This window comes from Cytobacillus spartinae (assembly GCF_042865285.1).
Classification (GTDB): domain Bacteria; phylum Bacillota; class Bacilli; order Bacillales; family Cytobacillaceae; genus Robertmurraya_A; species Robertmurraya_A spartinae.
The window spans coordinates 24,010-36,850 of the sequence record NZ_JBIACK010000016.1 but is presented as its reverse complement, the minus strand read 5'-3'; the positions used below and the strand labels follow the sequence as shown (position 1 = coordinate 36,850).

Here is a 12,841-nt window from a genome sequence, read left to right as displayed (position 1 = left end):
CACCTCCAAATTACAACATGAGGAAGACGAATCCTTTATATTAGGATTCGTCCCACAACTTTCATTATTCGCCTTTTAATTCCTTAATACGTGCTTCAACAGCAGCTCTTTTTTCTAAGTAATCTTTTTCTTTTGCTTTTTCCTCTTCAATAACTTTTTCTGGAGCTTTACTCACGAAACCTTCATTACTCAACTTCTTCTGAACCCGTTCTACTTCTTTATCTAATTTATCGTACTCTTTCTTCAGACGTGCGATTTCTTCATCGATATTGATAAGTCCTGTAAGTGGTAATATGATTTCTGCACCAGTTACAACTGCTGACATGGCTAAATCAGGAGTTTCAACTTCAGAACCAAGAACTAGCTCCTCTGGGTTACAGAAACGCTCAAGGTAGCCACGGTTTTTGTCTAAAATAGATAATACCGCTTCATCTTTGGCTTTTACAATCATTTTGATTTTTTTGCTTAATGGCGTATTTACTTCCGCACGGATATTACGTACAGAACGAATGATTTCAACTAATAACTTCATCTCCGTAGCCGCTTGGGTATCAGATAGTTCAGCGTTTACTTCTGGCCATTTAGCTGTCGTAATGGACTCCCCTTGGTGAGGTAGGTTCTGCCAGATTTCCTCTGTAATGAATGGCATGAACGGATGTAATAAACGCATCGTGTTATCTAAAACGTAAGCTAAGATTGAACGAGTTGTCTTTTTAGCAGCCTCATCATCACCATATAAAGGAAGCTTCGCCATTTCAATATACCAATCACAGAAGTCATCCCAAATAAAGTTATAAAGAACTCGGCCTACTTCACCGAACTCGTAGCGATCAGATAGACGCGTAACGGTTTCAATTGTTTCATTTAGACGAGTTAAAATCCATTTATCAGCAACTGATTTCTCACCCGTTAAATCAATTTCTTCGTATTTTAGGCCATTCATGTTCATTAAGGCAAAGCGTGAAGCATTCCAAATTTTGTTCGCAAAGTTCCAAGTTGATTCAACCTTTTCCATGCTAAAACGTAAATCTTGACCTGGTGAGCTTCCCGTTGATAAAAAGTATCGTAACGAATCAGCACCAAACTGATCAATTACATCCATAGGATCTACACCGTTACCTAATGACTTACTCATTTTACGACCTTGAGCATCACGTACTAGACCGTGAATGAGTACATCATTAAATGGACGTTCTCCTGTAAACTCTAATGCTTGGAAAATCATACGAGATACCCAGAAGAAAATGATGTCATAACCAGTTACTAGACATGCTGTTGGATAGTAGCGTTTGAAATCAGGTGCGTCTTCCTCCGGCCAACCCATTGTTGAGAACGGCCATAATGCTGAGCTAAACCATGTATCTAGTACATCGTTATCCTGTGTCCAGTTTTCGATATCTGCTGGTGGTTCATGATCAACGTATACTTCTCCTGTTTCGTTATGATACCAAGCTGGGATACGATGTCCCCACCATAACTGACGAGAAATACACCAATCACGAATATTTTCCATCCAGTGTAAGTATGTCTTTTCGAAACGGTCAGGTACAAAGTTAACTTTTTCTTCTTTGCTTTGTAACGCGATTGCTTCGTCAGCTAGTGGCTGCATTTTTACAAACCATTGTGTGGATAGATAAGGTTCTACTACTGCTCCACTACGCTCAGAGTGGCCAACGGAATGCATATGTTCTTCAATTTTAAACAATACACCAGCATCTTGAAGATCTTTAACAATTTGTTTACGGCACTCAAAACGATCTAACCCTTGGTATTTCCCAGCATTAGCATTCATAGATCCGTCTTCATTCATTACTAGAACACGTTCTAAGTTATGGCGATTTCCAATTTCAAAATCGTTCGGGTCATGTGCTGGAGTTATTTTAACTGCTCCAGAACCGAATTCCATATCTACATAATCGTCACCAACAATCGGTATTTCACGACCAACGATCGGTAAGATTACATTTTTCCCGATTAAGTGTTTATAACGATCATCCTCTGGATGAACCGCAACTGCTGTATCACCTAGCATCGTTTCAGGACGAGTAGTTGCCACTTCAATGTATCCTGAACCATCAGCTAGTGGATATTTCATATGATAAAATGCACCTTGTACATCTTTATAGATAACTTCAATATCCGAAAGAGCTGTTTTTGTAGATGGGTCCCAGTTGATGATGTACTCACCACGATAGATAAGCCCTTTTTTGTATAATGAAACGAATACCTCACGAACTGCTTTAGATAGACCTTCATCGAGAGTGAAACGTTCGCGGCTGTAATCTAATCCAAGACCTAGCTTCGACCACTGCTGACGAATATGCTCGGCATACTCTTCTTTCCATTTCCACGTTTCCTCAACGAATTTTTCACGCCCTAAGTCATAACGGCTAACACCTTCGTTACGTAGCTTTTCTTCTACTTTTGCTTGTGTTGCGATACCGGCATGGTCCATTCCTGGTAACCATAATACATCATAGCCTTGCATACGCTTCATGCGTGTTAGGATATCTTGTAAAGTAGTGTCCCAAGCATGACCTAAGTGCAGTCTCCCTGTTACGTTCGGTGGTGGAATTACAATCGTGTAAGGCTCTTTACTTTCATCATCTTTTGCTTCAAAATACTTACCGTTTAGCCACCAGTCATAACGACCCTTTTCAATCGTTTGTGGATCATATTTTGTTGGCATTGTTAATTCATTTGTTTCCATCCTATTTCCTCCGTTCAAATAATAAACATGTCATAACTCGCTTTTAAAAAGTCTTTCCTTTTTTACCTTTGGACTTTTCCAAATAAAAAAACTCCATCGTCACTTAAAAGGACGAATGGAGTTTGCTTCGCGGTACCACCTTTTTTTCCAATTCAAAAAAACATTGAATTGGCTCTCAATAAGATAACGGTTTTCCCGTCTTTCACTACTAGAAAAGACTTTTCTTTGGCGAAAGAAGCTCAAGGGTGACATTCCTATGGGTCTGCTTAGGTAACCTCTCAGCTAATGGTTCCCCTCTCTTGAAGCAGGCTGACAAAGTACTCTTCCCTGTCAAAGCTTTTAAGATTCATTTATATATTCAATATACTACAAAAAAATAGGGAGTGACGTCAATAAGGATAACCTAATTTTTTATATTATATACTAGCTTCTAAATTCTCGCATCGTTCATAAGCCTAATAATAAGACCTTCTATCTTGTTCTAAAAACCCATTACTCATCCAAATTTTTAACACATAAAAGATGAACTAGGCATAGATTAGTATATAGGTATTCATCATGGGGAGGAGAGGACCGAGGATTATGAAACGGAGATTTAATCCATATACTTTACCACCGTGGTTAAGAACTTTTAGAGCTGTTTGTAGACAATTTATAGTTCCTTTTTGTGTGTTTCAAGGGATTCGTACTATATTAATCCCTACCACCTTTGATGTTTTACTACTCTCTGTTTTTATATTGATTGCAATTGCTTTTCATTTTGAATTCATTTAGGAGCCCATCGTTCTCACTAACTTTGGGCTCCATCTTGTGAGCTTGCATTTGCTTCAGCTTCTGCTTTAGCCCGCGCTGCTGCCTCAGCTTCTGCCTTCTTTTCCCTTTCAATTTCTTCTATTCTCATAATGATATACTCCGTATTTTTAAGTAACCAATACTGTTTTTGCAAGGACTGAACAAGTTTTCTTTCATTCTTGTTTTTATTTGAAGATTTGTGGTATTGTTCTAATACCCTTAGAATTGGTCCAGGATGAGCAAAATAACTTAGAAATAATAGCATTTCGTCCTCTTTTAGTGGGAAATACTTGAAATAATTATAGATCCAGGTGACACACTCTTCACATTGTTTCGGGAGTGTATTAACATATCGAGATAAAAATGGTAGAAGATCCTGTAGAGGGGAACCTTCTTTACTATTTTCAAAGTTAATAAAATAGGCGTACCCTCTATCGTCGTACAAAAAGTGTTCTGGGGATATCTTTCCGTGAGTAATGACAGCTCTTGCTTTTGTATTCTCCTTTGTATTTTCGTACCATTCTTTAAACTTTCTGGTTGAGTACTGAAGTGCTTGACTAATATCTTGATAGTAAAGACAGAATAATAATTCGAATGGAGACATATACCACTTTCTTTCACATTCTTCAATAAAACCATCCACAAATTCGGTTTCTTTTTCCCATGTCTGAATGGTGTGTTCGTAATGTTCTTCTTTTTCTTCTTTGTTTATACTCACTTCGCGTACGGACAAAGTATGAAGTCTTGCAAGCTCTCGAAACAACTGTTCATGTCGTTCTGTTCGATTCTCTTTTTCCTCATTAGGTAACCACGGCATTAAATAATACAAGTTTTGGTTATGAAGTACTGCATACCGCCCATCAATTGTTGGATATACAGGGACAATTCGGTTGTAACCACGCTGAAACAAATATTGAATATTACGAATAAAGTCAGTCCCATGGTGTGGCGAAATCTTTTTCAGAGAATAAACTCCTTTGTCACTGTACACCCTTTGGACTTTCCCAAAGTTCTCAACGAAATGTGGTTTGATTGAGTAGTGTTTAAGAATAGGAGTGGTTTGTTCAAGTAGGTTTACGTTACTCATTCATGTTCACTTCTTTCCATAAATGGTCATAACACAATATATGCTCGACAATGCAGCAATATTAGGGACATTATTAATCATCTAAAATTGATACGAATTAGCCCCTATTAGTTTTGGTAAAGGACGCAAAAACAAAAGAAAACAGTTGAGTAGGTTAATCTACCTACCCAGCCTGTTTTTCTTTTCAACGACTATTTATTTTTGAATAACAACTACCGGTATATATAAAACCTGGCCTTCATACACATCCTGGTTTACTTCTAAATGATTAACTTTTAATAATTGCTGTACATGAATATCATATCGCTCAGCTAAAAGATCTAACGTATCTCCCTGTTGAACGATGCAAACCTTTAATTTTGTTAACTCCTCTGCCTCTTCTTTTCTAGCAAAAAACTCAGTTAAAGAAAGGCTTTTCTTTTTTGATAACTTTTTCTTTTTAGCTGGTTGTTCGGATGAAGAGGACGAGGACTCCTCCTCTAATACAGGTGATTCCATATATTCTTCATATTCAGCTTCTTCAGTTTCTCCATAATTATTATCTCCATTGTAAGCAGGAGCTGGAGAAGTTTCTTTCCTTTGTGCCGAAAATGAAATTTCTGGTGCTGTATATTCCTGAGCCTCATTGGCTTGAACTTGTGGAGCACCATCGTTCTCCCACTGATTAACAACGGCTTCTTCCTCTACCTTCTCTTCTATTTCTTCCACAGGCTCTTTCCTTGCCTCAGCTTCAAAAGGAGTATACAAATCTTCAGCCTGTGCTGCTGGTGGTTGTTCAACCTTTTCTTCTTCCTCTACCTCATTTTCAAATTCTACTACCGCTGCTGAAGAGCGGTATAACGGCTCAAGTTCTAACTCTATTTCTTCGGCCTCTTCTTCTACTTCAACATGTTGCTGTTCACCGTATAAGCCTTTTATTGTTAAATCTGCTGTAAGCTTCATACAACTGCGTTCTTGGAACACATAATCAAATGTTTCAACTTCGACATCAATCTCTTCTAAGTTTTGAATACGATTATTCGGGATGGTAATATCCACTGGGAAGTTATGTGAGAATTCATATACTCCTTCTTCCCTTTCTTCAATCGCTTGTAAAAACTTTGGAGCAGATTGCCACTCTTCTTCCCCAACTAAGTCGTTTTCATTACGTTTATATTCCCCTGTTAATAGCAAGGAACCTTTAATCGTAACATATTGTTCATTTTCATTGATTGTAATATTTGGGTCTAGTGAAATAGAGATCAGTTCCTCTACTTCCTGTCCTTTTTGAAACCACACCGATTCTTCCAATGAAAATCGTAAGCATGACTCATTCCCTTGAGACAAAGCGACTCCTCCTTTCAATTCCTTTACGTATAATCACTATGTCATTTACACTCTATGAAACAGGTCATATTTTTATGATTAAATGTGGTTTTCTAAAGTGAATTTTTTTCTTTGCTAAAGATTAAATTGTTCTTAAACCGACATTCACGGCCATCTTTCACATCTAAGAATAATTGGTTACTCAACATCTCTTTTAAAGGTAGGGTACAAATAAAAAACACACCCATCAGCTTTAGATAGGTGTGTGATCATTTTTATTTTAATTTTGAAAAAGCAATTTCCACTGCATTTAGTGTTCTTTCAATATCTTCATCACTGTGAACGGTTGATAAGAACATGCCTTCAAATTGTGATGGTGGAAGGAATACTCCTTGGTTTGCCATTTCTTGATAGTATGTTGCGAAATAGTCTAAGTTTGATGTTTTTGCTTGTTCATAGTTGGTTACTTTCTCATTTGTAAAGAAGAACCCAACCATCGAACCTACACGGCTAATCGAATAAGGAAGATCGTATTTCTGAGCCGCTAAAGTAATGCCTTCTTCAAGGATGGCTGCTTTTCGTTCAAATTCCTCGTATGATTCAGGTGTAAGTTGAACTAACGTTTCGTACCCAGCTGTCATTGCTAATGGGTTTCCTGAAAGTGTTCCCGCCTGATAAATTGGACCACTAGGAGCGATTTGTTCCATAATTTCAGCTCGTCCACCATATGCTCCAACCGGAAGTCCTCCGCCGATTACTTTACCTAAGCAAGTAAGGTCTGGTGTTACATTATAGTGTCCTTGAGCGCAATTATATCCAACTCGGAAGCCTGTCATTACTTCATCAAAAATTAGCAGAGAACCATTTTTTGTCGTGATATCACGTAACCCTTCTAAGAAACCTGGAAGAGGTAAGACAACCCCCATATTTCCAGCAACGGGTTCTACGATTACACCTGCGATATCGTCTCCAAATTGCTCAAAAGCATATTTCACGCTTTCTAAATCGTTGTATGGTACTGTAATCGTATTTTTTGCTACCCCTTCAGGTACACCTGGGCTATCAGGCAAGCCTAATGTAGCAACCCCTGAACCAGCCTTAATTAACAATGAATCCCCATGGCCATGATAGCAACCTTCAAATTTTAAGATTTTATTTCGGTTCGTATAGCCGCGAGCAAGGCGCAATGCACTCATCGTTGCTTCCGTTCCTGAAGAAACCATACGAATGACTTCTATTGATGGCACGCGCTCACGCACTAACTTAGCTAACTCGTTTTCAATCAGAGATGGAGCTCCAAAACTAGTACCTTTTTCAGCTACCTTTTTAATTGCTTCCACTACACGATCGTTCGTGTGGCCAAGAATTAACGGACCCCAAGACAAAACATAATCAATGTATTCATTGCCATCGATATCATAAATTTTAGAGCCTTTTCCCCGCTCCATAAAAATTGGATCCATTTTAACTGATTTAAATGCTCGAACAGGGCTATTGACCCCTCCTGGCATTAATGTTTGCGCTTCCTTAAAGGCTGATATGGACTTTTCATAAGAACGCATCTCATTCCCTCATTTCGTGTGAATTATAGGTTGAAGCCATTCAAGCTAACATTATTGTTCTTTTAACCATTTAGCAGCATCTTTTGCATGGTAGGTGATAATAAGATCCGCACCTGCACGCTTCATCCCAACAAGCATTTCCATCACAATATTTCTCTCGTCAATCCAGCCGTTTTGTGCTGCTGCTTTGACCATTGAATATTCTCCACTCACGTTGTAAATGACAACAGGAAGGTTAAAATTATTTTTTACATCACGAACGATATCAAGGTAAGGCATACCAGGCTTCACGATTAAGAAGTCAGCACCCTCTAGGACATCTGACTCTGCTTCACGCATAGCTTCTAGGCGATTAGCAGGGTCCATTTGGTATGTTTTGCGATCACCGAACTGTGGAGCACTTTCTGCAGCATCTCTAAATGGTCCATAAAACGCTGAAGAATATTTTACTGCATATGACATAACAGGAACATCTTCAAAGCCAGCCTCATCTAAGCCCGCTCTAATAGCTGCAACAAATCCGTCCATCATATTAGATGGTGCAATGATGTCAGCACCAGCACTAGCTTGGCTAACAGCAGTATCAACTAATAGCTTTAAAGATGGATCGTTTAATACTTTTCCACCTTCAATGACACCACAATGTCCATGGCTCGTATATTCACATAAACAAGTATCTGCTATAACAATCATGTCAGGGAAATATTCTTTAATGAGACGGGTAGCTTCTTGTACGATTCCGTGATCATGATAGGCACCTTGTCCGCACTCATCTTTCTCATGAGGAATTCCAAATAAAAGAACAGACTTAATCCCTAATGAAACAACTTCTTCCATTTCAGCTTTTAAGAAGTCAAGTGATATTTGAAATACACCAGGCATAGACTTAACTTCATTCTTTACATTATTTCCTTCAACGATGAATAAAGGATAAACAAAATCTTCCACATGAAGATGAGTTTCGCGCACAATCGTACGCATATTTGCACTTTGTCTTAAACGACGGTGTCGAGTAAATTGTAAATTCATATATGTATACCTCCATTATTGTTCAGAGTTACTATTTTGTATCTCGGATAAATATAAAATAACACTTTTGATCATTTCATGTACCGTATAAATACTAGGCATTGCATGTACAGTTAATCCCAATGCTTCTGCTCGTTTTTTCGTTACAGGTCCTATACATGTAACGATACAACCTTTAATATTTTCGTGAAGTTTATATTGTTTTACAACTTTTAAAAAGTGATCGACAGTGGAAGGGCTAGTAAACGTAATGATGTCTAATGCCTTTTCACTTAGAACATGTACCAAGAGCTCTTCGCTTTCTTTTGGGAAGTACGTTTCGTAAATAATGAGTTCATCCACTTCTCCACCAACTTCTTGTAAAGAAGTAGATATATATTCTCTTGCTAAGTTCCCCTTTGGAATTAGTATTCTAGTTCCCTTTGTAACGTGTGGAATAAACTCTTCTACAAAACTCTCTGCGACGAACTTATTTGGTTTGAAATGAACATCCATTCCTCTTCTACCAAGAGCTTGTTCAGTTTTATCTCCTATTGCAGCAATTTTGGGCAGTGTATTACCCTTATATATCGCAAAAAAGGTTTCGACCGTAACATTGCTTGTGAAAATAATCCAGTCGTATGTATGTAAAGAATCAAAGGTATGTTGGAGATCCTTCGTAGGTTCGATTGGTCGAAAGGCAAGAAGAGGGATTTCCACAGGAACCCCTCCATAACTTTCAACTAGGTCCGAAAAAGGTTTTGCATGTTTCTTTCCCCTTGGAACTAAGACTTTTTTCTTTTTTAAAGGGAGAGAAGAGGAAATCATTCCTCATCTAACTCCTGTTTTACTTTGTCAATTAAGTCCTTTGCTCCCTTATCAATTAAGATGTTTGCTGCGTCTCTTCCAAGTTGCTCAGGATCCTGACCTTTTAACTGTTCCTTAAAAATGATTTTTCCATCAGGAGAAGCTACTAGGACTGTTAAAACAACCTCAGACTCCTCATTAATGTATGCATAACCTGCGATAGGAACCTGACATCCGCCTTCCATTTTATTCAAGAAAGCACGTTCTGCACGGACGGCTTGGTTTGTTTTCTCACAAGTGAACTTCTTTAGTAAATTTAATAATTCTTCGTCACTACCACGACATTCAATGGAAAGTGCCCCTTGACCAACTGCAGGAACGCACATTTCATCATTAAGGAATTCCGTGACCACGTCTGAAGTCCATCCCATTCTCGATAAACCAGCTGCAGCTAGGATAATTGCATCGTACTCATCTGTTTCTAGTTTAGCCAATCTTGTATCAATATTTCCACGAATCCATTTAATCTCTAAATCCGGTCTAGATGCTAGAATTTGAGCACTTCTACGTAGGCTACTAGTTCCAATCACAGCTCCAGGTTTCAGCTCACTTAAAGGAACATGATTTTTTGAAATCAAAGCATCACGATGATCTTCCCTGTGAGGAACACACCCAATGACTAATCCCTCAGGTAATGCTGCAGGCATATCTTTCATACTATGAACAGCCATATCAATTTCTTTATCTAACATAGCCTGTTCAATTTCTTTTACAAAAAGTCCTTTACCGCCAACTTTAGATAAAGTTACATCCAGAATGCGATCCCCTTTTGTAACGATTTCTTTCACTTCAAATTCGAACGATGGATCTAACTTCTTTAATTCATTGATTACCCAGTTAGTTTGAGTTAGTGCGAGCTTACTTCGTCTAGAGCCTACAATAATTTTTCTCATAAGTGCCTCCTAAAAGTTTAACTAGATGGATGAATAGATTCTTTCAGATTATGAATACCAAAAATGGAACGATGATAATTTTCCAAATAAAAAGAAATTAATAAGTACAATAAGAAAGGATGCAATATTCCATAATGCCAGTGATTTCCCACTGATTCCCTTCCCAACACGTAAATACAGATAGATACTATATACGGCAAGAACTACAAATGACCCAATAATCTTTGAGTCAAACCAATAAACATCCGGTAATTTGATATAGGCCCATTGGATCCCTAATATTAAGGCTAGCATTAACATTGGTACCCCGATTACGTTTAACACATAAGACATATGTTCAAGCTTGTATAAATCAGCAATTCTTAATAGTCTAGCGCCCCATTTTTTTCTTTTAAGGAGATCATATTGAATTAAGTATAAAAGTGAAAAAACAAATGAAAGAGAAAATGCTCCATAAGAAAGAATGGCAATCGTAATATGAATTAGCAACAATTCAGAAACCAGTTGTTGGGCCATAACTTCTGACTCAAACTGAACGGGAGCGAATGTATGGATGGCCATAATAATAAATCCTAAAACATTCGTGAAAAATACAATGAAATCTACCCTTAATAATCGATTTATTCCCAATGACAATGTTATTAATACCCAGGCATAAAAATATAGTCCTTCAAAAATGGTAAGGACAGGAAATCTCCCGGTTTTTAGCATATATAAAAATAAAAAGACTGTTTGTAATACCCATACAAATGCAAGTAACCAGAAGGCAAATTGGTTCGCCTTCCGGTTGTGGTGAAGAAAATCAACGAAATATAAAAGGACACTTAAGGCATACAGCACAACTGTAAGTTCGTGCAACCTTGTCATATAGATATCAAACATGAACAGAACCCCTTTTATGATTGAAAGGAAGCCTGTGGAGATTGTACTCTAACTTGTTCTGTATCGGCTGCTTTCACATCTTGTTGCTCTTTTACAAGCTGTTCAATATTAAAGATTTTCATAAACAAATCTAAAGCTTGATCAGCATCCTTTTTGGCAGCCATTTCTTTTGCTTGTAAAATTGGATCTTTTAACATTTGATTAATAATACTCTTTGTATGCTTATTTAAAACCTTTTTATCTCTTTCCGAGAGGTTTGGAAGTTTACGTTCTATACTGATCATCGTTTCAGCTTGTATAGCCAAAGCTTTCTCACGTAATGCAGAAATGACAGGGACTACACCTAACATATTAAGCCATTGTTTAAATTCGACAATTTCGCCTTCAATCATGATGCTGATTTTCGCTGCAGCTTTCTTACGCTCTTGTAAGTTTGCTTCAACAATTCCCTCGAGATCATCAATATCGTATAAGAACACACTTTCTAACTCGCCTATCTTTGGATCTAAATCACGTGGTACCGCAATATCCACCATAAATAATGGCTTCCCTTTGCGCATTTTTTCTACGTAAACCATCATTTCTTTCGTTACAACAAACCCCTTAGCGCCTGTTGAGCTAATTAGAATATCGGCATCAACTAAAGCACATTGTAACTCTTGTAATGATTTGGCTTCACCAGCAAATCGACTAGCTAAATCCTGGGCCTTTTCAAACGTGCGGTTAATAACGGTTACTTTGCTAGCGCCATTGCCATGAAGGTTTTGAATAGCTAGCTCGCCCATTTTTCCAGCACCTAAAATAAGGACATGCTTCTTATCTAGAGAGCCGAAGATTTTTTTTGCTAATTCAACAGCTGCGTAGCTCACAGAAACCGCATTTGCTCCGATATCTGTTTCGGAATGCGCTCTCTTTGCGAGAGTAATTGATTGTTTAAATAATTGGTTAAACACTGTACCAATTGTGTTTTCTTCTTGTGCTAAAAGAAAACTTGAACGTACCTGTCCTAAAATTTGTGTTTCTCCTAATACCATTGAATTTAGACCGCATGAAACATTAAATAAATGCTCCATTGCTCCATCTTGTTCGTAAATAAACAGGAAAGGAGAAAATTCGCTTTGCTCTATATTAAACCATTCTGATAAAAATTCTTTAATATAATAACGGCCAGTATGAAGTTGATCAACTACCGCATAAATTTCAGTACGGTTACAAGTAGACAATATGACGTTTTCAAGGATGCTCTTTTTAGACTTCAGAGTCTTCATAGCATCGCCTAACTGTGAAGGGTTGAACGTCAAGCGTTCACGAATTTCGACAGGTGCAGTTTTATAATTAAGTCCTACAACTAAAATGTGCATATCGTATTGCACCCCCCATGTTCTTTGCAAAGTTTCAATTAAAAAATATATAGAATGAAAAACCAAAGTGCTTACCTGATTTTCATTTAAGCTACAAATTTTTCAGCTAGTATAATTATATCATGTCAGTTTTTTGTTTTTATGAAAAAATGTGAACAGACTATGAATTCCTGTGATATGATTAGAAATGCGTCCAGGTAGACTGGTGTTCATATACCTAGAGGTAATTTTTAACCTATCAATTACGTTCTACGTTCTAGTTTACATACATGATTCGACTTAAACTATCTATATATAAGAATTTTCGAGTTTAAATTCGCGCAATTACTTCCCTATGTACAGTAACAAAAATTGGACTAAGATTCAAGTTATCA

10 protein-coding genes and 1 other annotated feature are annotated in these 12,841 nt (G+C 37.5%); of the genes, 1 reads left to right on the top strand and 9 read right to left on the bottom strand.

What is annotated here, in order from left to right:
- Nucleotides 1–64: 64 nt before the first annotated feature.
- On the bottom strand, nt 65–2,710 hold the full coding sequence (locus ACFYKX_RS22960; protein ID WP_389363963.1) for a valine--tRNA ligase: 2,646 nt from the start codon (nt 2,708–2,710) through the stop codon (nt 65–67).
- Nucleotides 2,711–2,814: 104 nt separating this feature from the next.
- Nucleotides 2,815–3,053 (bottom strand) — a binding site (T-box leader).
- A 239-nt stretch (nt 3,054–3,292) separates the two neighbouring features.
- Between ACFYKX_RS22960 and ACFYKX_RS22955 the strand changes: the two genes are divergently transcribed.
- A complete protein-coding gene (locus ACFYKX_RS22955; RefSeq protein WP_389363962.1) occupies nt 3,293–3,484 on the top strand; it encodes a hypothetical protein in 192 nt (63 codons plus the stop codon).
- A 16-nt stretch (nt 3,485–3,500) separates the two neighbouring features.
- Here ACFYKX_RS22955 and ysxE read toward each other — a convergent pair whose 3' ends face one another.
- The 8 genes from ysxE to hemA form a co-directional block, all read right to left on the bottom strand.
- Nucleotides 3,501–4,589, bottom strand: a complete 1,089-nt coding sequence (gene ysxE, locus ACFYKX_RS22950; RefSeq protein WP_389363961.1) for a spore coat protein YsxE — start codon at nt 4,587–4,589, stop codon at nt 3,501–3,503.
- 195 nt (nt 4,590–4,784) lie between these two features.
- Complete coding sequence (gene spoVID / locus ACFYKX_RS22945) at nt 4,785–5,915, bottom strand: stage VI sporulation protein D (RefSeq protein ID WP_389363960.1); 1,131 nt, start codon at nt 5,913–5,915, stop codon at nt 4,785–4,787.
- 254 nt (nt 5,916–6,169) lie between these two features.
- Entirely contained in the window at nt 6,170–7,456 is a 1,287-nt protein-coding gene (gene hemL / locus ACFYKX_RS22940) for a glutamate-1-semialdehyde 2,1-aminomutase (protein WP_389363959.1), read from the bottom strand.
- A 51-nt stretch (nt 7,457–7,507) separates the two neighbouring features.
- Complete coding sequence (gene hemB / locus ACFYKX_RS22935) at nt 7,508–8,485, bottom strand: porphobilinogen synthase (RefSeq protein ID WP_389363958.1); 978 nt, start codon at nt 8,483–8,485, stop codon at nt 7,508–7,510.
- A 15-nt stretch (nt 8,486–8,500) separates the two neighbouring features.
- The gene (locus ACFYKX_RS22930) at nt 8,501–9,292 is read right to left on the bottom strand and encodes a uroporphyrinogen-III synthase (RefSeq protein ID WP_389363957.1); all 792 of its coding nucleotides are present in this window, start codon (nt 9,290–9,292) and stop codon (nt 8,501–8,503) included.
- A complete protein-coding gene (hemC, locus tag ACFYKX_RS22925; protein WP_389363956.1) occupies nt 9,289–10,224 on the bottom strand; it encodes a hydroxymethylbilane synthase in 936 nt (311 codons plus the stop codon). The genes ACFYKX_RS22930 and hemC overlap by 4 nt, the downstream gene beginning before the upstream one ends.
- A gap of 48 nt (nt 10,225–10,272) precedes the next feature.
- Nucleotides 10,273–11,106, bottom strand: coding sequence for a cytochrome C assembly family protein (locus ACFYKX_RS22920; RefSeq protein ID WP_389363955.1), 834 nt, complete (start codon nt 11,104–11,106; stop codon nt 10,273–10,275).
- Between the two features lie 14 nt (nt 11,107–11,120).
- The gene (gene hemA, locus ACFYKX_RS22915; protein ID WP_389363954.1) at nt 11,121–12,467 is read right to left on the bottom strand and encodes a glutamyl-tRNA reductase; all 1,347 of its coding nucleotides are present in this window, start codon (nt 12,465–12,467) and stop codon (nt 11,121–11,123) included.
- Nucleotides 12,468–12,841 lie beyond the last annotated feature (374 nt).

Bases quoted from the DNA above. Each gene is read 5' to 3' on its own strand.
- ACFYKX_RS22960 (WP_389363963.1), bottom strand. From the start codon at position 2,710: ATGGAAACAAATGAATTAACAATGCCAACAAAATATGATCCACAAACG.
- ACFYKX_RS22955 (WP_389363962.1), top strand. From the start codon at position 3,293: ATGAAACGGAGATTTAATCCATATACTTTACCACCGTGGTTAAGAACT.
- ysxE (WP_389363961.1), bottom strand. From the start codon at position 4,589: ATGAGTAACGTAAACCTACTTGAACAAACCACTCCTATTCTTAAACAC.
- hemL (WP_389363959.1), bottom strand. From the start codon at position 7,456: ATGCGTTCTTATGAAAAGTCCATATCAGCCTTTAAGGAAGCGCAAACA.
- hemB (WP_389363958.1), bottom strand. From the start codon at position 8,485: ATGAATTTACAATTTACTCGACACCGTCGTTTAAGACAAAGTGCAAAT.
- ACFYKX_RS22930 (WP_389363957.1), bottom strand. From the start codon at position 9,292: ATGATTTCCTCTTCTCTCCCTTTAAAAAAGAAAAAAGTCTTAGTTCCA.
- hemC (WP_389363956.1), bottom strand. From the start codon at position 10,224: ATGAGAAAAATTATTGTAGGCTCTAGACGAAGTAAGCTCGCACTAACT.
- ACFYKX_RS22920 (WP_389363955.1), bottom strand. From the start codon at position 11,106: ATGTTTGATATCTATATGACAAGGTTGCACGAACTTACAGTTGTGCTG.
- hemA (WP_389363954.1), bottom strand. From the start codon at position 12,467: ATGCACATTTTAGTTGTAGGACTTAATTATAAAACTGCACCTGTCGAA.